Source organism: Pseudomonas sp. ICBG1301 (genome assembly GCF_016918385.1).
Lineage (GTDB): Bacteria > Pseudomonadota > Gammaproteobacteria > Pseudomonadales > Pseudomonadaceae > Aquipseudomonas > Aquipseudomonas palleroniana.
Genome location: NZ_JAEKGB010000004.1, coordinates 430,446 through 455,619 on the forward strand (window position 1 = coordinate 430,446; position 25,174 = coordinate 455,619).

The following is a 25,174-nucleotide window of genomic DNA, read 5'->3' on the forward strand; positions in this document are numbered from 1 at the left end:
TACTCAGCCGCCAACGGCCAAGCAGGTGCAGCCAACCCCCTCATCGCAAATTGGAGAGAGCGCCATGCGCACTGTCATCTTGCGTCGTGGTCTGGTCGCACTGTTTGCTGCGGCTGTGTCCTTCGGCGCCATTGTTCAAGCTCAAGCGGCCGAGACCTTGCGGATCGGTTATCAGAAGTACGGCACCTTGGTGTTGCTCAAGGCCAAGGGCACCCTCGAGAAGCGCCTGGCCGCCCAGGGCGTGCAAGTGCAATGGACTGAATTCCCCGGTGGCCCGCAATTGCTGGAAGGCTTGAACGTCGGCTCGATCGACTTCGGCGTCACCGGTGAAACCCCGCCGGTCTTCGCCCAGGCGGCCGGTGCCGATCTGCTCTACGTCGCTTACGAGCCACCGGCGCCCACCAGCGAAGCGATCCTGGTGCCGAAGGATTCGTCGATCCAATCGGTGGCCGAGCTCAAGGGCAAGAAAGTTGTGCTCAATAAAGGCTCCAACGTGCACTACCTGCTGGTGCGTGCACTGGAAGACGCCGGCCTCAAATACACCGACGTGCAAACCGTATTCCTGCCGCCCGCCGATGCCCGCGCTGCATTCGAGCGTGGCAGCGTGGATGCCTGGGTGATCTGGGACCCTTACCAGGCCGCCGCCGAGAAACAACTGCAGGCGCGCACCCTGCGTGACGGCACCGGCATTGCCGACAACCATCAGTTCTACCTCGCCACCAAGCCTTATGCCACACAGCACCCGGACGTCATCAAGGCGCTGGTGGAAGAAGTGCGTGCGGTGGGCGAGTGGTCCAAGGCCAACCCGCAGGAGGTCACCGAACAGGTCGCACCGCTGCTTGGCCTGCCGGCCGACATCACCCTGACTTCAGTCAAGCGCCAAGGCTACGGCGCACTGTTCCTGACGCCGGCGGTGGTCGCCGCTCAGCAGAAAATCGCCGACAGCTTCTACCAACTCAAATTGATCCCCAAACCCTTGAGCATCAAGGACGTGATCTGGACTCCACCCGCCGCCGTCGCCAAAGCGCCGTAATCCGACTTCTTCAGGAGACAACTCCATGAGCCTCAATATTTTCTGGTTTCTGCCTACCCATGGCGACGGCCATTACCTTGGCACCGCCGAAGGCGCTCGCGCCGTCGACCACGGTTACTTGCAGCAAGTGGCCCAGGCCGCCGACCGCCTGGGCTTCGGCGGCGTGCTGATTCCCACTGGTCGCTCCTGCGAAGATTCCTGGCTGGTAGCCGCTTCGCTGATCCCCGTGACCCAGCGTCTGAAATTCCTGGTCGCGCTACGCCCCGGGATCATTTCCCCGACGGTGGCCGCGCGTCAGGCGGCGACGCTGGATCGCCTGTCCGGTGGTCGTGCGCTGTTCAACCTGGTCACGGGTGGCGATCCGGAAGAATTGGCCGGTGACGGCTTGTTCCTCAGCCACGAAGAGCGCTATCAGGCCTCGGTGGAGTTCACTCGGATCTGGCGCCGCGTGCTGGAAGGCGAAACGGTGGATTACGACGGCGAGCACATCAGCGTCAAAGGCGCCAAGTTGCTCTACCCACCCATCCAGCAACCGCGCCCGCCGCTGTATTTTGGCGGCTCCTCCGAAGCGGCCCAGGACCTGGCTGCCGAACAGGTGGAAATGGTGCTCACCTGGGGCGAGCCACCTGCTGCCGTCGCCGAGAAAATCGAACAGGTACGCGCCAAGGCCGCCAAGCTTGGGCGCACCGTGCGCTTCGGTATCCGCCTGCATGTGATCGTGCGCGAAACCAATGAGGACGCCTGGAAAGCCGCCGACAAGCTGATCTCCCATCTGGACGACGACACCATTGCCCGTGCCCAGGCTTCCCTGGCGCGCTTTGATTCGGTTGGCCAACAGCGCATGGCCGCGCTGCACGGTGGTAGTCGCGACAACCTCGAAGTCAGCCCCAACCTGTGGGCCGGCGTCGGCCTGGTGCGCGGCGGTGCCGGTACGGCACTGGTGGGCGATGGCCCGACGGTAGCGGCGCGGGTCAAGGAATACGCAGACCTGGGTATCGATACGTTTATCTTCTCGGGTTATCCCCACCTGGAAGAGTCGTATCGGGTGGCCGAGCTGTTGTTCCCGCACCTGGATATCGAACGCCCCGAATTGCCGAAAAGCGCCGGTTACGTCAGCCCGTTCGGTGAGATGGTCGCCAACGACATCCTTCCCAAAGCTGCATCACAGAGCTGAGGCGGCGCCATGAATCTTGAAAAATTGAGCCAGCGCATCGCGCCGTGGCTGCTGCCGATCCTGTTGTTGGCGATCTGGCAGTTGTCGGTGTCGGCGGGCTGGTTGTCCACGCGTATTCTGCCGGCGCCGAGTGCGGTGATCGAAGCCGGGATCAACCTGGTGCGCAGCGGCGAAATCTGGACGCATTTGGCGATCAGCGGCTGGCGTGCGGGCCTTGGGTTCTTGATCGGTGGCAGCATCGGCCTGGCCCTGGGCTTTATCACCGGTTTGTCGAAATGGGGCGAGCGCCTGCTGGACAGTTCGGTACAGATGATCCGCAACGTGCCGCACCTGGCTCTGATTCCGTTGGTGATCTTGTGGTTCGGCATTGACGAGACGGCGAAGATTTTCCTGGTGGCGCTCGGCACGTTGTTCCCGATCTACCTGAACACTTACCACGGCATCCGCAACGTCGACCCGGCGCTGGTGGAAATGTCGCGCAGCTATGGCCTGTCCGGGTTCAGCCTGTTCCGTCAGGTGATTCTGCCGGGGGCGCTGCCGTCGATTCTGGTGGGGGTGCGCTTCGCCTTGGGCTTCATGTGGCTGACGCTGATCGTGGCGGAAACCATCTCGGCCAGCTCCGGCATCGGTTATCTGGCCATGAACGCCCGCGAATTCCTGCAAACCGACGTGGTGGTGCTGACCATCGTGCTTTACGCGGTCCTCGGCAAACTGGCCGACCTTGCCGCCCGTGGCCTGGAACGTGTGTGGCTGCGTTGGCACCCGGCTTACCAAGTCAATAAAGGAGGTGCGGCATGACGGCTCAACAACCTCCGCGCCTGCTTAAAGGCATCCCGCTGGCGGTACGCAAATTGCGCAAGGCCTTTGGTGCGCGGGAAGTGCTCAAAGAGATAGACCTGCATATCCCGGCCGGCCAGTTTGTGGCCGTGGTTGGCCGCAGCGGATGCGGTAAAAGCACCTTGCTGCGCCTGTTGGCGGGTCTGGACAAAGCCAGTGGCGGTGAGCTGCTGGCGGGTTCCGCGCCGCTTGATGAAGCGATTGAAGATACGCGGTTGATGTTCCAGGAAGCGCGCTTGCTGCCGTGGAAAAAGATCATCGACAACGTGGGCCTTGGCCTCAAGGGCAACTGGCGTCCCCAGGCCCTGGAGGCGTTGGACGCAGTGGGCCTGGCCGAACGTGCCAATGAGTGGCCGGCGGCCTTGTCCGGTGGCCAGAAGCAGCGCGTGGCCCTGGCTCGCGCATTGATTCACCAGCCGCGCCTGTTGCTGCTCGACGAGCCGCTGGGCGCGTTGGACGCGCTGACCCGCATCGAGATGCAGCAACTGATCGAAAACCTGTGGCGCAAGCACGGCTTTACCGTGTTGCTGGTGACCCACGATGTCAGCGAAGCCGTGGCCATTGCCGACCGGGTGATCCTGATCGAAGACGGTGAAATCGGCCTGGACCTCGTTGTCGACCTGCCACGCCCGCGAGCCCGAGGCTCGCACCGCCTGGCCGCACTCGAAGCCGAAGTGCTCAACCGTGTGCTGTCGCTGCCCGGCTCGCCGCCGGAACCGGAACCTGTTTCACCGCTGCCTACGCAACTGCGTTGGGCTCAATAACTCACTTGTCCCATGAAGGAAGAAGACCATGACTATTAAAGCTATCAACGTGCGTAACCAGTTCAAAGGCACCATCAAGGAAATCGTCGAAGGCGATGTGCTGTCGGAAATTGACGTACAGACCGCATCGGGCATCGTCACGTCCGTGATCACCACCCGTTCGGTCAAAGAGCTGGAGCTGGTGATTGGCAGTGAAGTGATTGCCTTTGTGAAATCCACCGAGGTGTCGATCGCCAAGTTGTGATCGTTCTTGAGGCCGCCATCGGGGCAGCCCCCTCGCACATTTGATCTGTGAATAGATTCAAAGTGTGGGAGGGGGCTTGCCCCCGATGAGGCCCTTTCAACCACCCCGGAACTCAACGCTTGGGCAGGTAAGCCGGCAGGTACAACCCCACATACGCGTCAAACACCCGCATTCCTTCTTCCGCCATGCGCGGCGTAATCAGCCCATGCTGATGCACCGAGCGCGCATAGACGCGGTCGCTCAGCTCCAGTGCCAGTGCAAACACATCCACATCGGCGGGTAAGGTCGGCACCTCGAAATGCCGATTGAACACGGTGAGCATCAAGTCGCCCAATTCCAGATCATGCTGGCGGTCGGCCTGGGTCACTTCGGTCAGCCCGTGCTGGGCCAGGATCAGCTGGCGAGCGGCGGCGTCCTGGTCGTAGATGGCGAGCATGCGCTGTTCGACGATGTAGGACAGGTCGCGCCAGTGCTTGAGAGACTCATGCTCGATGGGTGCCTGGATGGCGGCCCGGAAAGCGGCGTGCACATCGGCGGTCAGCGCTTCCAACAGCGCCGGCACACTGGCGAAGAAGTGATACACCGACGACGGCGGGATCTGTGCTCGCTCGGCCACGCTGTAGATCGACAGACTCGCCACGCCTTCGGCGGCCAGCAAGGTGCGGGCGGCGTCGAGGATCGCATCAATCCGGGCCTGGCTGCGGGCCCGGGGTTTGCGAGGGGCGGTGGGGCGGGTAGTCATGGACGTCTCCTACAAGGCAGCGGGCATTGTATGAGCAGGAATCTGTGTTGTCTTCCAGGCCGCCATCGGGAGCAAGCCCCCTCCCACAGTTTGATTTGTGAATACGTTCAAGTGTGGGAGGGGGCTTGCTCCCGATGAGGCCAACCCAGTGTCCTAGCAGAAACGCATAAAAAAACGCCGCCGACCAAAGTCGGCAGCGTTCGTTATCAGCGCAGCAACCGTTTATACGGTATGCAGGTACCAGTTGTACTCAAGGTCGGAGATGGAGTGTTCGAACTCTTCCAGCTCACTTTCCTTACAGGCGACGAAGATATCGATGTATTTAGGATCGATGTACTTGGCCATCACCTCGCTGTCATCCAACTCACGCAGGGCATCGCGCAGGTTGTTCGGCAGGCTCTGCTCGTTCTGCTCGTAGCTGTTGCCTTCCACCGGTGCGTTAGGCTCGATCTTGTTGGTCAGGCCGTGGTGCACGCCTGCCAGGACCGAAGCCATCAGCAGGTAGGGGTTGGCGTCGGCGCCGGCTACACGGTGTTCGATACGTACGGCGTCGGACGAGCCGGTCGGTACGCGAATCGCCACGGTGCGGTTGTCCAGGCCCCAGCACGGCGAGTTCGGCACGTAGAACTGCGCGCCGAAACGCCGGTAGGAGTTGACGTTGGGGCACAGGAACGCCATTTGGGCGGGTAGGGTCTCGAGCACACCGCCGATCGCGTGACGCAATGCGGCGTTCTGCTCGGGATCCTCGCTGGCAAAGATGTTCTTGCCGTCCTTGTCCAGGATCGAAATGTGTACGTGCAAACCGTTGCCTGCCTGGCCTGGGTAAGGCTTGGCCATGAAGGTGGTGTCCATCTCATGGTCGTAGGCGATGTTCTTGATCAGGCGCTTGAGCAGTACGGCGTAGTCGCAAGCCTTGATCGGGTCGGCCACGTGGTGCAGGTTCACTTCGAACTGCGCCGGGGCACTTTCCTTGACGATGGCGTCGGCCGGGATGCCTTGCTCTTTGGCACCTTCCAGAATGTCCTGGAGGCAGTCGACGTATTCGTCGAGGTCGTCGATCAGGTAGACCTGTGTCGAGTGCGGGCGTTTGCCGGAGATCGGCGAGCGGGGCGGTTGTGGGCGGCCATTCACGTTCTCCTGGTCGATCAGGTAGAACTCAAGTTCGAAGGCGGCGCAGATCGTCAGACCGAGGTCGTCGAATTTGCTGACAACCTGGCGAAGCACTTCGCGCGGATCGGCGAAGAAAGGTTCACCTTCAAGTTCGTGCATGGTCATCAGCAGCTGCGCGGTTGGGCGCTTTTGCCAAGGTTCATTGCACAGGGTATCGGGGATTGGATAACAGATTCGGTCAGCATCACCGATGTCCAGGCCCAGGCCGGTGCTTTCCACCGTCGAGCCGTTGATATCCAGGGCAAATAAAGAGGCAGGCAGGTTGATGCCCTTCTCGTAAACCTTGTGGAGGCTGGTGCGTTCGATGCGCTTGCCGCGCACCACACCATTCATATCCGCAATTAGAAGGTCTACGTACAGAACCTCAGGATGATCCTTAAGGAACGCGTTCGCTTCGTTAAGCTGAACGGCACGCGGGGGTACCGACATGATGCAACACCTTTGTTGTTAAAAATATCAATCATTGATCTTTTCTGGTTTCAGTCAACCCGAACGGCATGCCGAAGTCAAGCGAGGCATTTTTCGCCCTAAAAAAGCGCCGCGAGGGCATTTTTGGGGCTTTTTGGGGCGGTTTTTTGGGTTTGAAGGGCTTGGGACTCGCAGGCTTGAGCGGGCCGTGTTGTATTTTTTACGGGGGTGTTGTGTAAAAAAATGAACAAGGCTAAGCTCGATTCAAACCCATAACAGCAATAATACCGGGGTGTTTCATGTTTCACCTGCCGCCATTCGGCGTCTTTGCCTGCTTGCGCCAGGCGTTGTCCGCAGTCCGTTCACCCCGCGTGAATGCCCGCGTACCGGCCAATATTCTTGACGGCCTGTCCGACCTCCTTTTTGCCTTCTCAACTGTGACTGACCGGCTGCCTTCCACGCTGCCGATCATGATTCTGCACAACTTTGGCCTGAGGAATGCAACGCAGCAGCAAATGACGGGTAAGCTCCTACCCTGAACGAAAAAGCGACGCGGATGCTGCGTCAACCAACGCCTGACCTTTAATGGATGTCAGGAAACCCAGCCCAGAGGCATTTATGAGTAACAACCTCGACCAGCTCACCGATTGGTTGAAAGACCACAAGATCACAGAAGTCGAATGCATGATTGGCGACCTCACCGGCATCACCCGGGGCAAGATCTCGCCGACCAACAAGTTCATCGCCGAGAAAGGCATGCGTCTGCCCGAGAGCGTGCTGCTGCAGACCGTCACCGGCGACTACGTCGAAGACGACATCTATTACGAATTGCTCGACCCGGCCGACATCGACATGATCTGCCGCCCCGACCAGAACGCCGTATTCCTGGTGCCTTGGGCCATTGAGCCGACCGCCCAGGTGATCCACGACACCTACGACAAGCAAGGCAACCCGATCGAGCTGTCGCCGCGCAACGTACTCAAGAAAGTCCTCAAGCTCTATGCCGATAAAGGCTGGCAGCCCATTGTGGCGCCGGAGATGGAGTTCTACCTGACCAAGCGCTGCGAAGACCCGGACTTCCCGCTGCAACCGCCGATTGGCCGTTCCGGCCGCCCGGAAACCGGTCGCCAGTCCTTCTCTATAGAAGCGGCCAACGAATTCGACCCGCTGTTCGAAGATGTCTACGACTGGTGCGAACTGCAGGAACTGGACCTCGACACCCTGATCCATGAAGACGGCACCGCGCAGATGGAAATCAACTTCCGTCATGGCGATGCCCTGTCCCTGGCCGACCAGATCCTGGTGTTCAAGCGCACCATGCGCGAAGCCGCGCTCAAGCACGACGTGGCCGCCACCTTCATGGCCAAGCCGATGACCGGCGAGCCCGGCAGCGCGATGCACTTGCACCAGAGCATCATCGACATCGCCACCGGCAAGAACGTCTTCTCCAATGAAGACGGGACCATGAGCCAACTGTTCCTCAACCACATTGGCGGCCTGCAGAAATTCATCCCTGAATTGCTGCCGCTGTTTGCCCCCAACGTGAACTCGTTCCGCCGTTTCCTGCCCGACACCTCGGCGCCGGTCAACGTGGAATGGGGCGAAGAAAACCGCACCGTCGGTTTGCGTGTGCCGGATGCCGGCCCGCAGAACCGCCGCGTGGAAAACCGCCTGCCGGGTGCCGACGCCAACCCGTACCTGGCCATTGCCGCCAGTTTGCTGTGTGGCTTCATCGGCATGGTCGAAGGCCATAACCCAAGCGCGCCCGTGGTGGGCCGTGGTTACGAGCGACGCAACCTGCGCCTGCCGTTGACCATCGAAGATGCCTTGGAACGCATGGAAAACAGCAAGACCATCGAGAAATACCTGGGTCGCAAATTCATCACAGGCTACGTCGCGGTCAAGCGGGCCGAGCATGAAAACTTCAAGCGCGTGATCAGTTCATGGGAGCGGGAATTCCTGCTCTTCGCCGTCTGACGCGCCGGGCGCACTGTGGGAACAGCGCGCCCTTCACTGAAAAGTCTAGGAGATTGGTATGTCCAGCAACAACCCGCAAACCCGTGAATGGCAAGCCTTGAGCAGCGATCATCACTTGGCGCCGTTCAGCGATTTCAAGCAATTGAAAGAGAAGGGCCCACGGATCATCACCAAAGCCCACGGTGTTTACCTGTGGGACAGCGAAGGCAACAAGATCCTCGACGGCATGGCCGGCCTGTGGTGCGTGGCGGTCGGTTACGGTCGTGATGAGCTGGCCGACGCCGCCGCCAAGCAGATGAAAGAGCTGCCCTACTACAACCTGTTCTTCCAGACGGCTCACCCGCCGGTGCTGGAACTGGCCAAGGTGATTGCCGACATTGCACCGGCCGGCATGAACCATGTGTTCTTCACCGGTTCCGGCTCCGAAGGCAACGACACCATGTTGCGCATGGTCCGCCACTACTGGGCGATCAAGGGCCAGCCGAACAAAAAAGTCATCATCAGCCGCAAGAATGGCTACCACGGTTCCACCGTGGCCGGCGCGAGCCTGGGCGGCATGACGTATATGCATGAACAGGGCGACTTGCCGATCCCGGGCATCACCCACATCGCCCAGCCTTACTGGTTTGGCGAAGGCGGCGACATGAGTCCCGAGGAGTTCGGGGTCTGGGCCGCCAACCAGCTGGAAGAGAAGATTCTGGAGCTGGGCGTGGACAACGTCGGTGCCTTTATTGCCGAGCCGATCCAGGGCGCTGGTGGTGTGATCGTGCCGCCGGATACCTACTGGCCGCGCATCAAGGAAATCCTGGCCAAGTACGACATCCTGTTTGTCGCCGACGAAGTGATCTGCGGCTTCGGCCGTACCGGTGAGTGGTTCGGCAGCGACTTCTATGACCTCAAGCCGCACATGATGACCATCGCCAAGGGCCTGACCTCGGGCTACGTGCCCATGGGCGGCCTGATCGTGCACGACGATGTAGTTGCCGTGTTGAACGAAGGGGGTGATTTCAACCACGGTTTCACTTATTCCGGCCATCCGGTGGCAGCGGCGGTGGCCCTGGAAAACATCCGCATCCTGCGCGATGAAAAAATCGTAGAGCGTGTGCACGAAGAAACGGCACCGTATTTGCAGAAACGTCTGAGGGAACTGGCTGACCACCCGTTGGTGGGTGAAGTTCGCGGTGCAGGCATGCTGGGTGCGATCGAGCTGGTCCAGGACAAGGCCACCCGCAAGCGCTATGAAGGCAAAGGCGTGGGCATGATTTGCCGCAACTTCTGCTTCAACAACGGGCTGATCATGCGCGCCGTGGGTGACACCATGATCATTTCGCCGTCGCTGGTGATCAGCAAGGCCGAAATCGACGAACTGGTGACCAAGGCGCGGACGTGCCTGGACCTGACTTTGGCGGCATTGCAGGGCTAAGTGCTAGGCTCAGTACGCGGTTCACTGAGCAGTTATAAATGTAGGGGCCTTGGTTGAAAGCCGGCCCCTGAACTTGCCAGACTGTCCCCCTGTTTTGTTGCCCTCCGGAAGGGCCGCCGAACATAAAAGAACGTGGCCCAAAAAAGAAAAATTGGAGCATCACCATAATGAAGGCATTAGGTTTGAAGAACGCTGGCAAGACTCTCCTCGCCTTGTCCCTGATGGGCGCAATGGCGGGTGCGGCCCAGGCAGACGATAAAGTGCTGCACGTCTACAACTGGTCTGACTACATTGCACCGGACACCATCGCCAACTTTGAAAAAGAGTCGGGCATCAAAGTGGTGTACGACGTTTTCGACAGTAACGAAACCCTGGAAGCCAAGTTGCTGGCAGGCAAGTCCGGCTACGACATCGTCGTTCCGTCGAACAACTTCCTCGCCAAGCAGATCAAGGCCGGTGTCTACCAGGAGCTGGACAAGTCCAAGCTGTCCAACTACGGCAACCTGAACAAATCCCTGCTTAAAGCCGTGTCGGTCAGCGACCCGGACAACAAGCACGCCTTCCCTTACATGTGGGGCTCGATCGGCATCGGCTACAACCCGGAGAAGGTCAAGGCCGCGCTGGGCGTGGACAAGATCGATTCGTGGGACGTGCTGCTCAAGCCTGAAAACATTGCCAAGCTCAAGAGCTGCGGCGTGAGCTTCCTCGACTCGCCGACCGAAATGCTGCCGGTGGCTCTGCACTACCTGGGCCTGCCAACCGACACTCAGGATAAAAAACAGCTCAAGCAAGCCGAAGACCTGTTCCTGAAAATCCGTCCGTCGATCAGCTACTTCCACTCGTCCAAGTACATCTCGGACCTGGCCAACGGCAACATCTGCGTCGCCGTGGGTTACTCGGGTGATATCCAGCAGGCCAAGTCCCGTGCGGCCGAAGCCGGCGGCAAGGTCAAGGTGGCCTACGATATTCCGAAAGAAGGTGCAGGCAGCTTCTATGACATGGTCGCCATCCCTAAAGATGCCGAAAACGTCGACGCCGCCTACAAGTTCATGAACTACCTGCTCAAGCCGGAGGTCATGGCTGCGATCACCGACAGCGTGCGTTTCCCGAACGGTAACGAGAAGGCTACCGCACTGGTCGACAAGGAAATCACCAGCGACCCAGGCATCTATCCACCAGCCGATGTGCAGGCCAAGCTCTACGCCATTGCTGACTTGCCGGCTGCGACCCAGCGTGAAATGACACGCAGCTGGACCAAGATCAAATCCGGTAAATAAGCCTCAAGGCCGGAGGGGAGTGTGGGAGGGGGCTTGCTCCCTCCCACATAACCCGCTCCCACACATTTAAATGACAGAAAGTTTTGCCGGATCGGTTTATCGAGGGTAAGTTGCGCGCCGGTTTTGTTGCCGGGCAACAACTTTTGGGCCCAACTATTTAAGAGGACCTCCACTTGCCAATTTCTTTATTTCGCAAAGCCTTGCTGGTGGGTGCAGGTATCACGCTGGCTGTCAGCGTGCAGGCCGCCCCGACTGTGCATATTTATAATTGGTCGGACTACATCGGTACCGACACGCTGGCCAACTTCGAAAAGGCTACCGGCATCAAGCCCGTGTATGACGTGTTCGATTCCAACGAAACCCTGGAAGGCAAGTTGCTGGCCGGGCGCACCGGCTACGACGTGGTCGTGCCGTCCAACCACTTCCTCGGCAAGCAGATCAAGGCCGGGGCGTTCCAGAAGCTCGACAAGTCTTTACTGACGAACTATTCCAACCTTGACCCGGCGCTGCTCAAGCGTCTGGAAAAGAACGATCCGGGTAACCAGTACGCAGTGCCGTATCTGTGGGGCACCAATGGCATCGGTTACAACGTCGACAAGGTCAAGGAAGTGCTCGGCGTCGATCATATTGACTCCTGGGCCGTGCTGTTCGAACCGGAAAACATGAAGAAGCTGGCCACTTGCGGCGTATCGTTCATGGACTCGGCGGATGAAATGCTGCCGGCGGTGCTCAACTACATGGGCTTGAACCCTAACAGCACCAACCCCGAAGACTACAAGAAGGCCGAAGAAAAGCTGCTCAAAGTGCGGCCCTACGTGACCTATTTCCATTCTTCCAAATACATTTCCGACCTGGCCAACGGCAACATCTGCGTGGCGGCAGGCTTCTCCGGCGATGTGTTCCAGGCCAGGTCTCGCGCGGCTGAAGCGGACAAGGGCGTGAACATTGCCTACGTGATTCCGAAAGAAGGCGGCAACCTGTGGTTTGACGTGCTGGCGATCCCCAAGGACGCCACCAACGTCAAGGAGGCCCACGCCTTCATCAACTATTTACTGCAACCTGAGGTGATCGCCCAGGTCAGTGATGTCGTCGGTTATGCCAACCCTAACCCAGGGGCGGACAAGCTGATGAAGCAATCGATACGCACTGACGCAGCGGTTTACCCACCGCAGGCGGTTCTCGACCGGACATTCGTCAACTTCGAGTTACCCCCGAAAGTGCAGCGTTTGATGACCCGTAGCTGGACCAAGGTCAAGACGGGCAAGTAAGGCTCAAACTATCCAAGGTTTCGTCCGTATTGGTCGAACAGAAAACTTTGTTGGGAGTTTCGCAAATGGCAGTTGCCTCCGGCGCCTATAAGAAAGCCCTCGAGGGCGACCAGACACCGAAAAAGGTGTTGGTCAAAATCGACCGGGTCACGAAGAAGTTCGACGAGACGATTGCCGTGGACGATGTGTCCCTGGAAATCAAGAAAGGCGAGATCTTCGCCTTGCTCGGCGGTTCGGGCTCAGGCAAATCCACCTTGCTGCGCATGCTCGCAGGCTTCGAGCGCCCAACGGAAGGTCGCATCTACCTCGACGGTGTGGACATCACCGACATGCCGCCCTACGAGCGGCCGATCAACATGATGTTCCAGTCCTACGCCTTGTTCCCTCACATGACCGTGGCGCAGAACATCGCCTTCGGCCTGCAACAGGACAAGATCCCCAAGGCCGAAATCGACGCCCGGGTGGCCGAGATGCTCAAGCTGGTACAGATGAGCCAGTACGCCAAGCGCAAGCCGCACCAGTTGTCCGGTGGTCAGCGTCAGCGTGTGGCCCTGGCCCGTTCCCTGGCCAAGCGCCCGAAACTGCTGCTGCTCGATGAGCCGATGGGCGCGCTGGACAAGAAACTGCGTTCGCAGATGCAGCTTGAACTGGTTGAGATCATCGAGCGCGTGGGTGTGACCTGCGTCATGGTGACCCACGACCAGGAAGAGGCCATGACCATGGCTGAACGCATCGCGATCATGCATCTGGGCTGGATCGCCCAGATCGGCAGCCCGATCGATATCTACGAAACCCCGACCAGCCGCCTGGTGTGCGAGTTCATCGGCAACGTCAACATCTTCGACACCCAGGTGGTGGATGACGCCGAAGGCCACGCGGTGCTCAAGTGCCCGGACCTGGACCGCGACATCTACGTGGGCTACGGCATTGCCACCTCGGTGGAAGACAAATCCGTGACTTACGCCATTCGCCCGGAAAAACTGCTGGTCACCACCGAAATGCCGACCTGCGAGCACAACTGGTCCAGCGGCAAAGTGCACGACATTGCCTACCTGGGTGGCCATTCGGTGTTCTACGTGGAACTGCCGAGCGGCAAACTGGTGCAGTCCTTCGTGGCTAACGCCGAACGCCGTGGCCAGCGTCCGACCTGGGGCGACCAGGTCTACGTGTGGTGGGAAGACGACAGCGGCGTGGTACTTCGCTCATGAACATGAAGAAGCTCAAGCGCCAGTTGCAACGAATAACTCCCGATGGTCGACACGTGGTTATCGGGATTCCATTCCTTTGGTTGTTCCTGTTCTTCATGCTGCCGTTCTTCATCGTCTTGAAGATCAGCTTTGCCGAAGCCGACGTCGCGATCCCGCCTTACACCGAGATCTACACCTTCGTTGAGCAGAAACTGCAGGTGGTGCTCAACCTGGCCAACTACTCGATGCTGGGTGACGACGAGTTGTACATCGCCGCATACCTGGGCTCGTTGAAGATGGCGTTTTTCAGCACGCTCCTGTGTCTGTTGATCGGCTATCCGATGGCCTACGCCATCGCCAGCGCGCGCAAAGAGATGCAGACCGTGCTGGTGTTGCTGATCATGATGCCGACCTGGACCGCGATCCTGATCCGTGTGTATGCGTGGATGGGCATCCTCAGCAACAACGGTTTGCTCAATGGCTTCCTGATGTCCATCGGGTTGATCAACGAGCCCCTGCAGATCCTCAATACCAATATTGCGGTGTATATCGGCGTGGTCTATTCGTACCTGCCGTTCATGATCCTGCCGCTGTACGCCAACCTGGTCAAACACGACCAGAGCCTGCTGGAAGCCGCGTCCGACCTGGGTTCGAGCACCTTCAACAGTTTCTGGAAGATCACCGTGCCGCTGTCCAAGAACGGCATCATCGCCGGTTGCATGCTGGTGTTTATCCCGGTAGTGGGCGAGTTCGTGATCCCGGAACTGCTGGGCGGCCCGGAAACCCTGATGATCGGTAAAGTGTTGTGGCAAGAGTTCTTCAATAACCGTGACTGGCCGGTGGCCTCAGCCCTGGCGGTGGTGATGCTGGCGATCCTGATCGTGCCGATCATCCTGTTCAACCGCAGCCAAGCCAAAGAGATGGAGGGCAAGATATGAAGCGCGTCAGTTTCTCAAGCTTCATGCTGGTGGCGGGGTTGCTGTTCATCTACCTGCCGATGCTGATCCTGGTGATCTACTCGTTCAACGAATCCAAGCTGGTGACAGTCTGGGGCGGTTGGTCGATCAAGTGGTACGTGGGCCTGTTGGACAACACCCAGTTGATGGGCTCGGTGGCCCGCTCGCTGGAAATCGCCTGCTATACGGCGGTGGCTGCGGTGGCCCTGGGCACCTTGGCGGCCTTCGTGCTGACGCGCATCAGCCAGTTCAAGGGCCGCACGCTGTTCGGCGGCCTGGTGACCGCGCCGTTGGTGATGCCGGAAGTGATCACCGGTCTGTCGCTGTTGCTGCTGTTCGTGGCCATGGCGCAAATGATCGGCTGGCCCCAGGAGCGTGGCATCGTCACCATCTGGATCGCCCACACCACTTTCTGTGCGGCGTATGTGGCGGTGGTGGTGTCGGCACGCCTGCGTGAGCTGGACCTGTCGATTGAAGAAGCGGCGATGGACCTGGGGGCGCGACCGTGGAAGGTGTTCTTCCTGATAACGATCCCGATGATCGCGCCATCGCTGGCGGCGGGCGGCATGATGTCGTTCGCCTTGTCGCTGGATGACCTGGTACTGGCCAGCTTCGTATCGGGCCCGGGCTCGACGACCTTGCCGATGGAAGTGTTCTCGGCGGTGCGCCTTGGGGTCAAACCCGAGATCAATGCCGTGGCCAGCCTGATTCTGTTGGCGGTGTCGCTGGTGACCTTCCTGGTGTGGTTCTTCAGCCGTCGTGCCGAAGAGCACCGCAAGAAAGCCATCCAGCAAGCCATCGAAGAAGCGGCGGCGGATGGCTGGCAGCAGCCGGACAAGCGCCGCGCGACTGCACCGGTCTAATCAGGTCTACCTGAAGAAACTGGATCAAACTGTGGGAGCGGGCTTGCTCCCACAGTTGATTGCATTTCAAGCCCAGGGCGATTTGCGGATGACTTCAACAAAATTCATCGGCTTGAACCCTGGCTCCTGATCCACCAGTACATCCGTCTTCACGTTGCCGAACGTGGTCTGTGGGCGATGGCGCAAGCCGTCGGCAAAGGCGCAGATGATGCACTCCTTGAACCCTTCACCCCGTGGATGCGCATGCACCACCGCCTCGCGCTGCACGCTGGAAAACGCTGCATAATCCATACCCAGGACATCCATCTCGACGCCGGCCGTCACCAGCGCAACGGTTGGGCGTAGATGCTGCGGCACGCCCGGTGTGGTATGCAGGGCGATGGACAGCCATACCTGTTCGATGTCGTCGTCACTCAGCCCGTAAGGCTTGAGAAACGTGGCCGCCGCATTGGCGCCGTCCACTTCGAAACGTTCGTTGTCACTGCGATGGCCTTCGACCAGGCCCAGGTCATGGAACATCGCGCCGACGTAGAGCAACTCCGGGTTGTAAGCGAGTTGTTTGCGTTCACCGCTTAAGGCGCCGAACAGGAACACGCGGCTGGAGTGGTGATAAAGCAGGTCGGATTCGACGTCGCGAATGTATTCGGTGGTGGCCTTGGCCAGTGCGCTGTCGGGGATCTGGATACCGGCGATAGTGGTGCTCATGATGGCTCTCCTCTGGAAAGATTCCAGTCTGGTGGTGTGCCTGCAAAGGGGCCATCGCGGCGAGGGAGTGATCCCGGCCAACGTGGTTGCACATCGTGCCAAGGCTGTACGCGATCAAATGTGCGATAGCATCACTTGGGTATACCTGACAGACCGAGTCGCCTGCATCGCAGGCAAGCCCGGCTCCCACAGGGTTTCGCGCCAGTCCAGAGATAAGGTTTACTCATGCAAAAAACCGTTGCCATTCTGATCTTTCCCGGCGTCCAGTCGCTGGATGTGACGGGGCCGATGGATGTGTTTTGCGAGGCCAACCGCTTTTTGCCGCCGCAGGACCATTACCAGCTGGAAGTCATCGGCCTTGGCCATGGCTCGATGGCGGCCTCCAATGGCCTGCCACTACAGGCCCATCGGCATTACCGCGAAGCCCTTGAACCCTACGACTTGCTGCTGGTCGCTGGCGGCCCGCAACTACCCTTCGAGGATTTCGGTGCCCCCTTCGATGACTGGCTACGCGGTGCAACACAGAGAGCACAACGCTTCGGTTCGATCTGCAACGGCGCCTTCCTGCTGGCCCGCGCTGGCCTGCTGGATGGAAAAACCGTCACCACCCACTGGAACGACGCCGCAGATCTGGCGCGTCTGTGCCCTACAGCCCAGGTCGATGCCGATCGCCTCTACGCACAGGACGGCAACCTCTACACGTCGGCAGGTGTGACCGCAGGCATCGACTTGTCGCTGTACCTGTTGGCCCAGGACCATGGCCCGGAAGTCGCGCTGAGCGTGGCCAAGCGTCTGGTGGTGTTCACCCAGCGTTCCGGTGGGCAGTCGCAGTTCAGCCCGTTCCTCACGCCCCACGCCGAAAACACCTCGGCGGTGGCGCTGGTGCAGTTGTACGTGTTGGCGAACCTGACGGGGGATTTGACCATCGCCGATCTGGCCAAGGCGGCCAATATGAGTGCACGCAATTTCTCCCGGGTATTTGCCCGTGAAGCACGGATAACGCCGGCTGAGTTTGTCGAGCGAGCCCGGGTGGATGCGGCGCGGGTGATGCTCGAAAGCAGCTGCGCACCGCTCAAGACCGTGGCCTACCAGTGTGGCTTTCGCGATGCCCAGCACATGCGCAGTGTATTCAATCGCCGACTGGGCGTGACCCCGCAACAGTTCCGGCTTAACTTTGCGGCGCCGGTTTGAGCGTGTCGTAGGCTTCCAGGGCGCGCAGCGAGTAGATGTACGCGGCGCCGGCATTCAGCGAAATCGCGGTAGCCAGGGTGGCGGCGACTTCTTCGCGGGTGGCACCGGCTTTGATTGTCGCATCGGCATGTACGCCGATGCAGCCGTCGCAGCGGGTGGTGATAGCCACGGCGATGGAAATCAGCTCGCGGGTCTTGGCGTCGAGCACGTTGTTTTCCTCGGCAGCCTCGCCTAGCGCCATGTAGGCTTTGACCATCTTCGGGTTGCTCTTGCCCAGCGCGCCAAAGGCTTTCTTCACGGTAGGCAGCAAGTCGGACCAGTTATTGAACATTGCGGTAACTCCTGAACGGGTTGGGTGTGAAGCAAGTGTGTGCCGTTCAGTGTTGGCGTTATTGTCCAATCCGCTCATCTTTTTGACCGATGCTCGCAAATGAACTCAATCGACACGCTTATCGCACTGGCCAACCTGCGCGGCAGCCTGGACTTGCGATGCCAGTTCCAGGGCGACTGGGCCCTGGATCACGCCCCGGAAAGTCTTGGCATAGCGCCGTACCACATTGTGCTCAGTGGCACCTGCAATGCCGAGCTGTCAGGTGGGCAGCACGTGACGCTGGAAGAGGGCGATATCCTGCTGATGCCCGGCGGCGCCACTCATTTGCTGCGCAGCCAGGGGGCGCGCATCCGGCCGATGCAGCCCACGGTGATCGAAGGCGGTTTACTCCCAGTGCATCGCCTGGGGGGTGAGCGACCGGAGGTGGACATGCTCTGCGGCAGCTTTCACTACAACCGTCAGTCATTGTTATTTGGCGCGTTGCCCGCGTCCTTGGTGGTGTCCAGCCGGGAGTGGCAGGGTGACGGCCAACTGGCGGCGTTGATCGCTTTGCTGCGCAGCGAAGCGGACGGCCAGCAACTGGGGGCGCGTACGTTTATCGATGCACTGTCATCAGCGCTGTTCACCCTGATCTTGCGTACCTGGCTGGCGCACCAGGCGCCGGTGGCAGGCACTTTTGCGTTGCTTGCCGACAAACGCCTGAGCAAAGCCGGGCAGGCGATGCTGGCCGAGCCGGGCCATGAGTGGACCATCGACAGTCTGGCCGCTGCTGCGACCATGTCGCGGGCGACTTTTATGCGGGCGTTCGTGAAAGTGGCTGGCGTGTCGCCGTGGGTGCTGCTGACCCAGTTGCGTATGGAGCTGGCGTTCAACCTGCTGCGCCAGTCGCGCCTGAGCCTGATGGATATCGCCGCGCAAGTGGGCTACCAGTCCCAGGCGGCGTTCAGCAAGAAATTCAAGGAAACCTACGGCGAAGCGCCGGCCCGGGTGCGGGCACAGTAGTCGCTGATACAACGCAGATCCAAGTGTGGGAGGGGGCTTGCTCCCGATAGCCGTGTGTCAGTCAGCTCATCTGTAACTGAGACACCGCTATCGGGAGCAAGCCCCCTCCCATATTGATCGGGTTATCGGGCGGGCAATAGTTTCAGGGTGCCACGGGTATTGGCCGTAACTTCCTCATCACTGAAATGTGCCTGTTCATACCCACCTTCGATGTAGGTTTGCGCCTGATCACTATAGTGTCGATCAAACGGCACGCCGCTTTGCCCCACCGGGTTGATGGTCAGGGCGTGGGCCGGGTCGGCGAAGTCGATCAGGCGGCGGGTCGACGGGCCATAGGTCACCGGCCAGGGCGCGGGGCCGATCATCGCCGATTGGTTGTTGGGTACCTCGTGGGTGCCGGGGGCGGGGAACGGGCCGACGTTGAAGAGCTTGTCCAATGGCTTCTGCATGCCCAGCGGGTGCCCGTGGGTCAAGGTGTGCGCTTTGCCCCACTGCCACTGGCCGGGGTCATCGCCGAGCGTGGCCTTGAGGTGCGCCAGGCTATTGTCCCAGGCGAGCTTGACGGTGTCGGCACGCGTGCCGTTCCACCACGGCGAATCCGCTGAAGCGGCCAGGCGGGGCAATGCGGCGTCGATCATCCGGGTGGTGAGCAGGGTCTTGAACAGGGCGTCGCCCAGCTTCGGGTGGAAGGTGGCGTCGGTGAGGTTGAACAGGAACTGGTTGAACAGCGTGGCGCTGGTGGAGCCCAGCGGGTAGTCACCCTTCCAGTTTGCAAGCTGTTCCACCAGTTTCAACTGGGCCGGATCCTTGACGACGTCACGCAACACCGGCAGCAACGGTGCCAGCAACCGTGGGCCGTAGGCGGTGGTGGTGCCCAGCTGCAAGGCCTGGCTGTTGTTCACGTTCCACTTCACGCTGTTGTCGCTCAATTGTGTATTCAACTGCTGCCCACGGTCGGCCAGGTTGTAATAGCCGGGGATTTCCATGCCGGTGGGTGAGGCCGGCTGGGCGTTGGCCGACACCACATAACCACGCGCCGGATTCTCTTCCTGAGGGTTGGCGCTGAACGGGTAGAAACCCAGCTTGTCGGCCTGGGCGGTGCTACCGTCGAGGATGAATGCCGGGTTGACCCCAGCCGGGCGGATCGGCAATTGCGCTGCGGCCCACCAACCGATATCGCCCTTGGCATTTGCCCACACGATATTCAGCCCGGGGGCCGACACCTTGGCGGCTGCCGCACGGGCCTTGGCCAGGGTGTCGGCACGGTTGAGTTCGTAGAAGCCTTCGAGGATCGGGTTTTCGGTGTCGAGGAACGCCCACCACATGGCAATCGGCGTCTTGCCGGCATTTTCGCCGAGTACATCATTGATGATCGGACCGTGGGGCGAGCTGCGCAGCGTCAGGATGACCGGCTCCTGGCCTTTGACGGCAATCTGCTGTTCGCTGCTGGTCAGGTCGGTCCATTGGCCGTGGTACCAGACCTGGTTGGGGTTATCCGGGTTGACCTTTTCGGCGATCAGGTCGAGATCATCGTTCTGGAACATGGTCAGGCTCCAGCCGAAATCCAGGTTGTGCCCCAGGAACGCCACCGGCACCAGCGCGTTGTGGTAGCCGTACAGCTCAAAGCCCGGCGCCGACAGTTGCGCCTCGTACCACACCGACGGCACCGAGAAGCGGATATGCGGGTCACCTGCCAGCAACGGTTTGCCGCTTTGGGTGCGGCTGCCGCTGATGGCCCAGGCGTTGCTGCCCTCGAACTGCGGCAGGCCGTTATCGGCCAAGGCCCTGTCACTCAGAGCGGCGAGGGCGCCGAGGCTTTTCCAGTCGCCGGCGGCCAGGTTGAGCGCGCCCTTGGGTTGCCAGTCCAGGTCGAAGACTTTCAGGTAATCGCTACCCAGCTGGTCGCGTACATAAGTCAGCACAGGTTCGGTACGAAACGCGACGGCAAAACTGTAGGCCATGTACCCGGCGACGCTGATGGTGTCTTCGGGTGTAAAGGGCCGCTTGGTGATGCCCAGCACATCGAACTCCATGGGGCTGGCGTGGCTGTCCTGATATTGGTTGATCCCGTCCAGATAGGCTTGAAGGGCCTTCCAGGCGCTTGAGTCGTGGTCGATGTGTTCCACGTAGCTCAAGGCCCGTTCACGAATACGCAGGCTGCGGAACAGTTTGTCGGTTTCCAGCAGCTTGGGGCCCAGCACCTCGGCCAGCTCGCCACGGGCCAGGCGCCGCATGATCTCCATCTGGAACAGGCGGTCCTGGGCATGCACATAGCCCAGGGCGCGATACAGGTCGGCCTCATTCTCGGCGCGAATGTGCGGCACGCCACGGTCGTCGTAACGCACCGTGACAGAGCCTTGCAGATGGTTGAGCATGACCGTGCCCTGACGCGTGGGTTGCTTGCTGTAGACATACCAGCCGGCGCCGGCCAGGAGGGCGGCAATGAGTAGGGCGAGCACGGTCAGGCTGCGTTTCATGGACGGTCCTTGAGTCAGTCACCTGGGAGGTCAACGGAGTCTAATCGGTTTGGTGGCGACTGAGGGAAATGCTGATGCGCCGTTGTGACAGCCAAGGTTCAAGCGGCCAGCGCTGCCGATGAGCTACTATTGCGCCCGTCGTCCTTGAGCCTTTTTTCATGACCTGCGCCACGCAACCCAAGCCAGTTCCCAGCCATTCAGGCGTGACCTACGCCTGCAGCCTGGAAGCGCAATCGCTGATCAGCCGCTTTTTGCAGCATCCGCCGGCAGGCTTTGACGCCCGGCTGTCTGACCAGGGGGTGCCGTACTTCTTCACGCCATTCGACCTGTTGACCACTGCCGACGAGGACTTCGTGAAGCGTGTGCGCGGCTGGCCAGGCTATGCCTTGTGGCATTCATGGTTGCGTATCGACAGCTGCTTTGTGGGCACCACGGTCAGTGAATATGCGCCGTTCCCCCAGGGCGTATCGCCCCAGGAGCTTGCGCAGTGGCTGCAAGAGGAATGCGTCCCGCAGCGCAAACTCACCATCGTCAAAGACGTGCCCCACGACTCCCCGCTACTCAGCGAGGCCGACAACCGCTACGCGCAAGCCTTGATCGATGAGTGCACGCGGCGTGGTTTCATCAGCCTCGAGGGCCAGGCACTGGCTTATGTGCCGATCAACTTCACCACCATCGACGAATACCTTGGGCGCTTGTCCCACAGCCGTCGGCGCAATATCCGACGCAAACTGCGCAGCCGCGAAGCGTTGCGCGTGGAAATCCTCGACACCGGCGATGAGCGCTTCAACGATGATGCCTGGCTGACGCAGTTGTACGGTTTGTACAAGGCGGTGTACGACCAGAGCGAGATCCATTTTGACCTGCTCACGCCGGAGTTTTTCACCGGCTTGCTCAGGGACGCCGGTACTGACGGGCGCGTGTTCTGCTACTGGCACTGCGACGAACTGATCGGCTACAACCTGTGCTACGTGGAGGGCGACAAGCTGCTCGACAAGTACATCGGGCTCAATTACCCACAGGCGCTGGAGTTCAACCTGTACTTCGTCAGCTGGTTCGTGAACCTGGAGTACGCGGTGGCGAACGGGCTGAAGTTTTATGTGGCGGGCTGGACCGACCCGCAGGTCAAGGCCAACCTCGGTGCCGACTTCACCTTCACGCGCCACTTGGTATGGGTGCGCAACCCGTTGTTGCGCAAGCTGGGCAACCGTTTGCGTCATCATTTTGAAAGCGACAACCAATGGCACCAGGAGCACACCGCATGAGCCTGGACCGAGCCCCGCTGATTCTCGATTTCGATGGTGCCGTCAGCGACATTGCTGGCGCGATCACCTTACCGCTGCAGGCCTGGCAGGAGAAAATCCGCTTCGGCTGCCGTTGGGCCCAGTTCAAGGAACTGGAAACCGCCCTGCACGCGCAGATGCCCAGCGATTACGGTTGCGTGTTTACCGGCAGCGGCGACTATCACCATCTCAGCCAGCTCCTGTTGAACCGCCTGCCCGCGCAGCAGAAGTACCAACTGATCATCTGCGACAACCACCCCGACAACATGCGCTACCCGTTCGGCATCCACTGCGGTTCGTGGGTGTATTGGGCCAGCCGTCTGCCTCAGGTCGAGCATGTGCATGTGCTGGGTATCGGTTCGCAGGACATTGCCTTGGGCCACGCCTGGGAAAATCACTGGTCGCCGCTGCTCAAGCGCAAGCTGACCTACTGGAACGTCAACGTCGATACGCGCTGGATGAACTGGATCGGCGCCGGACCGAGCAATCGTGCGTTCGGCCATCCGGATGAGTTGATGCGTACGTTCCTGGCGCAGCTTGATCGTTCGCTGCCGGTTTATCTGTCCATCGACAAAGATGTGCTGAGCCCCCAGGTGGTGAACACCAACTGGGACCAGGGTGAGTTCCTGGAGCAGCATTTGAATGACCTGATCGACGCCTGCCAAGGCCAGATCATTGGCGCGGACGTCACGGGTGACGTATCGGCCTACCACTATGAAAGCAAGTTCAAGCGCTGGTTGAGTGCGTCCGATGGCCAGGAAGAACTGCCTGAGGCGCAGGTGCAGATCTGGCAGCAACAGCAGAACGCGTTGAATGGTCGCTTGGTCGCACGCATCAATCAGGGTTGGAAACGATAACCTTCAGCTGGGCGAGGACCTGTTCGAAGTGTTCGTCGGTCAGCCAATGGCTGTTGCTGATCGACAGGGTGCGGCGGGCGAAAGCCTGGGCTTGGGGGAGCGGGCTGCCAGGCACCAGCAAGGGGGCCACGTCGGGGTAATCCGGCAAGGTGTGAATGAACAGGCGCGTCACGCCCAGCCCCGCGGTCCAGAGCTGCGCCATCGCCGTATCCCGGGCCTGTGCCGAGGGCATCACCACCATCAGAAAAGGCCAGGTGCCTTGCTGCCCGGGCCGGTCCAGGATGACCGAGACACCGGGCAAGGCATTCAAGCGTGCCGCACGGCGCAACGCGCGGGTGCGGCCTTGTTGCAGGTGATCGGGCAAGCGAGCCAGCGCCGCCGCGCCGACCCTGCGGCGATAGCCACCCAGGGCATGCAGCGGAATGTCGTTGACCGAAAAATCATCACCCACGGCGGCGACTTCATTGCCTTGCGCCAGCGCCGTGCGCAAGGCCTTGCCATACACGTAATACAAGCCGTACGGCCGATAAAGCAGGGCGTATCCCCACAGCTCGGCGCTGCGCTGCAACTCCCAGCGCAGGCTGAACGGCAGGTCCTGGCGAGATTGGCGATGCAGCGCTTGATGCAACACCGGGTCGCGGCTGAACAATACTCCGCCTTCTGCCGTCGTCAGGCCTTTACCCAACGCCATGCTGAAAAAGCCCACGTCGCCTTTGAGCCCGACGCTCTGCCCATCGTCCAGCGCGCCCATGGCTTGCGCGGCATCTTCGATGACCGCTGCGCCGATGGCGCCGGCAATGCGCTTGGCGGTGTCGACATCAGCCACGCGTCCGGCCAGATGGGTGACCACCACCGCCAGGGTAGTTTCGTCGCACAACTGCGCCAGGTGCTGTTCGTCCAGGTCGATGCTGTCGGGCTGCAAATCACAGGGCACCACCTGCAAGGGTGGGCAGTAATGGGCGGCCAAGGCGACCAGCGGGCAGGTATAGGCCGGCACGATGAGCCGGGTACGGCCCGGCATGCGCTGTTGCAAAACCCTTAGGGCGATCACCAGTGCAGCGGTCCCGGAGCACGTCAGCGCCGGCAGCGGAATCGACAGTTGACGGGCCAGGGCAGGGGCCAGGTCGCCCGAGAGGCCGAGCAGGTCCCGCCAGCGCAGGGGCAGCCCTGCGGTGGGCGGAATCTCGCGAGGCATCATCAGGCAAGCGTCTCGGAGCGACCGGCACCGATGACTTTTCCGGCTTCGTCTTCGCTGCGTGCCAGGCACAGAATGCCGGCAATGATCAACGCGCCGCCGACGATTTTCGGCAGGGTCAGGCTGTCATCGAACAGCCACACGGAAATCAGCGTGACGCTGATCAGTTCCAGGTGAGAGGCCGCAAAAGCCGGGCCCACCGGGGCGTATTTGAGCAAGGTCATCCAGGTGAAGAACGCGCCGATATAACCCACGAAGGCGCCATAGATCCATGGGGCGCCAAATACGCGTATCAGCCAGGCGGTGTCCATCGTCAGGGGTTCTGCATGCACCGAGGCGAACTTGAAGCTGACCTGCGCCAAGGTGTCGAAAATGATCAGCGCGAGAAAACCCAGGATATAAAAGCGTTTCATTATTCAAACCCCACGACGGTCACGCCACAGGCGATCAGCATGATGCCGATCAACCGCCATTTGCTAAGGCTTTCCTTGAACAGGAAGCGACCGGCAATCATGATCACCACAATGTTGATGGAGCCCAGCATCACGCCGACCGACAACGGCACCAATGTCAGGAACGCCAGCCACAACACGAATTCGAAGACATAGCAGAGAACGCCAATCCAGATCCACGGCCGCTTGAGCATGTGTTTCCAGTGGGCCAGGCCGTCATGCTCGGCGCTGGCTGAAGCCGCTGCCTTGAACGCCAACTGGCCGGATGTATCGACGATGACGTTGAGTATCCAGAGGATAATGGTTAATTGGCTCATGTGTTCCTATGCTTACAATCCTGCCGAAAACGTACGATACA

25 protein-coding genes are annotated in these 25,174 nt (G+C 60.3%); 17 read left to right on the forward strand and 8 right to left on the reverse strand.

Going from position 1 to position 25,174, the window contains the following annotated elements:
• Positions 1–64 precede the first annotated feature (64 nt).
• From JBE38_RS12045 to JBE38_RS12065, 5 genes are read left to right on the forward strand one after another with little or no spacing between them, the layout of a single operon-like run.
• A complete protein-coding gene (locus JBE38_RS12045; RefSeq protein ID WP_161548621.1) occupies positions 65–1,033 on the forward strand; it encodes a sulfonate ABC transporter substrate-binding protein in 969 nt (322 codons plus the stop codon).
• A 25-nt stretch (positions 1,034–1,058) separates the two neighbouring features.
• Entirely contained in the window at positions 1,059–2,207 is a 1,149-nt protein-coding gene (ssuD, locus tag JBE38_RS12050; RefSeq protein ID WP_090368098.1) for an FMNH2-dependent alkanesulfonate monooxygenase, read from the forward strand.
• 9 nt (positions 2,208–2,216) lie between these two features.
• Positions 2,217–3,005, forward strand: coding sequence for an aliphatic sulfonate ABC transporter permease SsuC (gene ssuC, locus JBE38_RS12055; protein WP_205344362.1), 789 nt, complete (start codon positions 2,217–2,219; stop codon positions 3,003–3,005).
• Positions 3,002–3,808 (forward strand): aliphatic sulfonates ABC transporter ATP-binding protein, encoded by an 807-nt coding sequence (gene ssuB / locus JBE38_RS12060; protein WP_060753543.1) that lies wholly within the window; start codon positions 3,002–3,004, stop codon positions 3,806–3,808. Before ssuC ends, ssuB begins: the two co-directional genes overlap by 4 nt.
• A 28-nt stretch (positions 3,809–3,836) precedes the next feature.
• Positions 3,837–4,052: a TOBE domain-containing protein gene (locus JBE38_RS12065; RefSeq protein WP_003213899.1), complete on the forward strand. Its 216-nt coding sequence runs from the start codon at positions 3,837–3,839 to the stop codon at positions 4,050–4,052.
• Positions 4,053–4,164: 112 nt separating this feature from the next.
• Here the strand turns inward: JBE38_RS12065 and JBE38_RS12070 are convergent, their stop codons facing one another.
• Both JBE38_RS12070 and JBE38_RS12075 read right to left on the reverse strand, forming a co-directional pair.
• Positions 4,165–4,794, reverse strand: coding sequence for a TetR/AcrR family transcriptional regulator (locus JBE38_RS12070; protein ID WP_060753542.1), 630 nt, complete (start codon positions 4,792–4,794; stop codon positions 4,165–4,167).
• Between the two features lie 222 nt (positions 4,795–5,016).
• Positions 5,017–6,393 carry a glutamine synthetase family protein gene (locus JBE38_RS12075; RefSeq protein ID WP_010207341.1) on the reverse strand — a complete coding sequence of 459 codons (1,377 nt, stop codon included), beginning with the start codon at positions 6,391–6,393 and terminating at the stop codon, positions 5,017–5,019.
• A gap of 278 nt (positions 6,394–6,671) precedes the next feature.
• On the opposite strand from JBE38_RS12075, the gene JBE38_RS12080 reads away from it, so the two are divergent.
• The 8 genes from JBE38_RS12080 to JBE38_RS12115 all read left to right on the forward strand — a co-directional run bounded on the left by JBE38_RS12080 (position 6,672) and on the right by JBE38_RS12115 (position 15,323).
• Positions 6,672–6,911 (forward strand): hypothetical protein, encoded by a 240-nt coding sequence (locus JBE38_RS12080; RefSeq protein WP_090368103.1) that lies wholly within the window; start codon positions 6,672–6,674, stop codon positions 6,909–6,911.
• A gap of 79 nt (positions 6,912–6,990) precedes the next feature.
• Complete coding sequence (locus JBE38_RS12085) at positions 6,991–8,349, forward strand: glutamine synthetase family protein (protein WP_060753539.1); 1,359 nt, start codon at positions 6,991–6,993, stop codon at positions 8,347–8,349.
• 58 nt (positions 8,350–8,407) lie between these two features.
• A complete protein-coding gene (locus tag JBE38_RS12090; RefSeq protein WP_060753538.1) occupies positions 8,408–9,772 on the forward strand; it encodes an aspartate aminotransferase family protein in 1,365 nt (454 codons plus the stop codon).
• A gap of 182 nt (positions 9,773–9,954) precedes the next feature.
• The gene (locus JBE38_RS12095) at positions 9,955–11,049 is read left to right on the forward strand and encodes a polyamine ABC transporter substrate-binding protein (RefSeq protein WP_161548734.1); all 1,095 of its coding nucleotides are present in this window, start codon (positions 9,955–9,957) and stop codon (positions 11,047–11,049) included.
• A 173-nt stretch (positions 11,050–11,222) separates the two neighbouring features.
• Positions 11,223–12,317, forward strand: coding sequence for a polyamine ABC transporter substrate-binding protein (locus JBE38_RS12100; RefSeq protein WP_090368107.1), 1,095 nt, complete (start codon positions 11,223–11,225; stop codon positions 12,315–12,317).
• 65 nt (positions 12,318–12,382) lie between these two features.
• On the forward strand, positions 12,383–13,525 hold the full coding sequence (locus JBE38_RS12105) for an ABC transporter ATP-binding protein (RefSeq protein WP_028618367.1): 1,143 nt from the start codon (positions 12,383–12,385) through the stop codon (positions 13,523–13,525).
• Positions 13,522–14,442 carry an ABC transporter permease subunit gene (locus JBE38_RS12110; RefSeq protein ID WP_060753535.1) on the forward strand — a complete coding sequence of 307 codons (921 nt, stop codon included), beginning with the start codon at positions 13,522–13,524 and terminating at the stop codon, positions 14,440–14,442. The genes JBE38_RS12105 and JBE38_RS12110 overlap by 4 nt, the downstream gene beginning before the upstream one ends.
• Positions 14,439–15,323 (forward strand): ABC transporter permease subunit, encoded by an 885-nt coding sequence (locus JBE38_RS12115; RefSeq protein WP_090368110.1) that lies wholly within the window; start codon positions 14,439–14,441, stop codon positions 15,321–15,323. The genes JBE38_RS12110 and JBE38_RS12115 overlap by 4 nt, the downstream gene beginning before the upstream one ends.
• Positions 15,324–15,389: 66 nt before the next feature.
• On the opposite strand, the gene JBE38_RS12120 is transcribed toward JBE38_RS12115, so the two are convergent.
• Positions 15,390–16,028 (reverse strand): HD domain-containing protein, encoded by a 639-nt coding sequence (locus JBE38_RS12120; protein ID WP_090368112.1) that lies wholly within the window; start codon positions 16,026–16,028, stop codon positions 15,390–15,392.
• Between the two features lie 225 nt (positions 16,029–16,253).
• Here JBE38_RS12120 and JBE38_RS12125 point away from each other — a divergent pair, with 225 nt between their 5' ends.
• The gene (locus JBE38_RS12125; protein ID WP_090368114.1) at positions 16,254–17,219 is read left to right on the forward strand and encodes a GlxA family transcriptional regulator; all 966 of its coding nucleotides are present in this window, start codon (positions 16,254–16,256) and stop codon (positions 17,217–17,219) included.
• Here the strand turns inward: JBE38_RS12125 and JBE38_RS12130 are convergent.
• Positions 17,197–17,550: a carboxymuconolactone decarboxylase family protein gene (locus JBE38_RS12130; RefSeq protein WP_205344363.1), complete on the reverse strand. Its 354-nt coding sequence runs from the start codon at positions 17,548–17,550 to the stop codon at positions 17,197–17,199. The genes JBE38_RS12125 and JBE38_RS12130 overlap by 23 nt on opposite strands.
• A 99-nt stretch (positions 17,551–17,649) precedes the next feature.
• Between JBE38_RS12130 and JBE38_RS12135 the strand changes: the two genes are divergently transcribed.
• Positions 17,650–18,552, forward strand: a complete 903-nt coding sequence (locus JBE38_RS12135; RefSeq protein WP_205344364.1) for an AraC family transcriptional regulator — start codon at positions 17,650–17,652, stop codon at positions 18,550–18,552.
• Between the two features lie 122 nt (positions 18,553–18,674).
• Here the strand turns inward: JBE38_RS12135 and JBE38_RS12140 are convergent, their stop codons facing one another.
• Positions 18,675–21,029, reverse strand: a complete 2,355-nt coding sequence (locus JBE38_RS12140) for a penicillin acylase family protein (protein ID WP_205344365.1) — start codon at positions 21,027–21,029, stop codon at positions 18,675–18,677.
• A gap of 158 nt (positions 21,030–21,187) precedes the next feature.
• Between JBE38_RS12140 and JBE38_RS12145 the strand changes: the two genes are divergently transcribed.
• Both JBE38_RS12145 and JBE38_RS12150 read left to right on the forward strand, forming a co-directional pair.
• A complete protein-coding gene (locus JBE38_RS12145; RefSeq protein WP_205344366.1) occupies positions 21,188–22,294 on the forward strand; it encodes a GNAT family N-acetyltransferase in 1,107 nt (368 codons plus the stop codon).
• The gene (locus tag JBE38_RS12150) at positions 22,291–23,169 is read left to right on the forward strand and encodes a hypothetical protein (protein ID WP_161548627.1); all 879 of its coding nucleotides are present in this window, start codon (positions 22,291–22,293) and stop codon (positions 23,167–23,169) included. The genes JBE38_RS12145 and JBE38_RS12150 overlap by 4 nt, the downstream gene beginning before the upstream one ends.
• Here JBE38_RS12150 and JBE38_RS12155 read toward each other — a convergent pair.
• From JBE38_RS12155 to JBE38_RS12165, 3 genes are read right to left on the reverse strand one after another with little or no spacing between them, the layout of a single operon-like run.
• Positions 23,147–24,367, reverse strand: a complete 1,221-nt coding sequence (locus JBE38_RS12155) for a DegT/DnrJ/EryC1/StrS family aminotransferase (RefSeq protein ID WP_205344367.1) — start codon at positions 24,365–24,367, stop codon at positions 23,147–23,149. The two genes, JBE38_RS12150 and JBE38_RS12155, sit on opposite strands and share 23 nt — an antisense overlap.
• Positions 24,367–24,777: a DMT family transporter gene (locus JBE38_RS12160; RefSeq protein WP_090368126.1), complete on the reverse strand. Its 411-nt coding sequence runs from the start codon at positions 24,775–24,777 to the stop codon at positions 24,367–24,369. Before JBE38_RS12160 ends, JBE38_RS12155 begins: the two co-directional genes overlap by 1 nt.
• Positions 24,777–25,133, reverse strand: a complete 357-nt coding sequence (locus JBE38_RS12165) for an EamA family transporter (RefSeq protein WP_060753527.1) — start codon at positions 25,131–25,133, stop codon at positions 24,777–24,779. Before JBE38_RS12165 ends, JBE38_RS12160 begins: the two co-directional genes overlap by 1 nt.
• Positions 25,134–25,174 lie beyond the last annotated feature (41 nt).

Bases quoted from the DNA above. Each gene is read 5' to 3' on its own strand.
- JBE38_RS12045 (WP_161548621.1), top strand. From the start codon at position 65: ATGCGCACTGTCATCTTGCGTCGTGGTCTGGTCGCACTGTTTGCTGCG.
- ssuD (WP_090368098.1), top strand. From the start codon at position 1,059: ATGAGCCTCAATATTTTCTGGTTTCTGCCTACCCATGGCGACGGCCAT.
- ssuC (WP_205344362.1), top strand. From the start codon at position 2,217: ATGAATCTTGAAAAATTGAGCCAGCGCATCGCGCCGTGGCTGCTGCCG.
- ssuB (WP_060753543.1), top strand. From the start codon at position 3,002: ATGACGGCTCAACAACCTCCGCGCCTGCTTAAAGGCATCCCGCTGGCG.
- JBE38_RS12065 (WP_003213899.1), top strand. From the start codon at position 3,837: ATGACTATTAAAGCTATCAACGTGCGTAACCAGTTCAAAGGCACCATC.
- JBE38_RS12070 (WP_060753542.1), bottom strand. From the start codon at position 4,794: ATGACTACCCGCCCCACCGCCCCTCGCAAACCCCGGGCCCGCAGCCAG.
- JBE38_RS12075 (WP_010207341.1), bottom strand. From the start codon at position 6,393: ATGTCGGTACCCCCGCGTGCCGTTCAGCTTAACGAAGCGAACGCGTTC.
- JBE38_RS12080 (WP_090368103.1), top strand. From the start codon at position 6,672: ATGTTTCACCTGCCGCCATTCGGCGTCTTTGCCTGCTTGCGCCAGGCG.
- JBE38_RS12085 (WP_060753539.1), top strand. From the start codon at position 6,991: ATGAGTAACAACCTCGACCAGCTCACCGATTGGTTGAAAGACCACAAG.
- JBE38_RS12090 (WP_060753538.1), top strand. From the start codon at position 8,408: ATGTCCAGCAACAACCCGCAAACCCGTGAATGGCAAGCCTTGAGCAGC.
- JBE38_RS12105 (WP_028618367.1), top strand. From the start codon at position 12,383: ATGGCAGTTGCCTCCGGCGCCTATAAGAAAGCCCTCGAGGGCGACCAG.
- JBE38_RS12110 (WP_060753535.1), top strand. From the start codon at position 13,522: ATGAACATGAAGAAGCTCAAGCGCCAGTTGCAACGAATAACTCCCGAT.
- JBE38_RS12115 (WP_090368110.1), top strand. From the start codon at position 14,439: ATGAAGCGCGTCAGTTTCTCAAGCTTCATGCTGGTGGCGGGGTTGCTG.
- JBE38_RS12120 (WP_090368112.1), bottom strand. From the start codon at position 16,028: ATGAGCACCACTATCGCCGGTATCCAGATCCCCGACAGCGCACTGGCC.
- JBE38_RS12125 (WP_090368114.1), top strand. From the start codon at position 16,254: ATGCAAAAAACCGTTGCCATTCTGATCTTTCCCGGCGTCCAGTCGCTG.
- JBE38_RS12130 (WP_205344363.1), bottom strand. From the start codon at position 17,550: ATGTTCAATAACTGGTCCGACTTGCTGCCTACCGTGAAGAAAGCCTTT.
- JBE38_RS12135 (WP_205344364.1), top strand. From the start codon at position 17,650: ATGAACTCAATCGACACGCTTATCGCACTGGCCAACCTGCGCGGCAGC.
- JBE38_RS12140 (WP_205344365.1), bottom strand. From the start codon at position 21,029: ATGAAACGCAGCCTGACCGTGCTCGCCCTACTCATTGCCGCCCTCCTG.
- JBE38_RS12145 (WP_205344366.1), top strand. From the start codon at position 21,188: ATGACCTGCGCCACGCAACCCAAGCCAGTTCCCAGCCATTCAGGCGTG.
- JBE38_RS12150 (WP_161548627.1), top strand. From the start codon at position 22,291: ATGAGCCTGGACCGAGCCCCGCTGATTCTCGATTTCGATGGTGCCGTC.
- JBE38_RS12155 (WP_205344367.1), bottom strand. From the start codon at position 24,367: ATGATGCCTCGCGAGATTCCGCCCACCGCAGGGCTGCCCCTGCGCTGG.
- JBE38_RS12160 (WP_090368126.1), bottom strand. From the start codon at position 24,777: ATGAAACGCTTTTATATCCTGGGTTTTCTCGCGCTGATCATTTTCGAC.
- JBE38_RS12165 (WP_060753527.1), bottom strand. From the start codon at position 25,133: ATGAGCCAATTAACCATTATCCTCTGGATACTCAACGTCATCGTCGAT.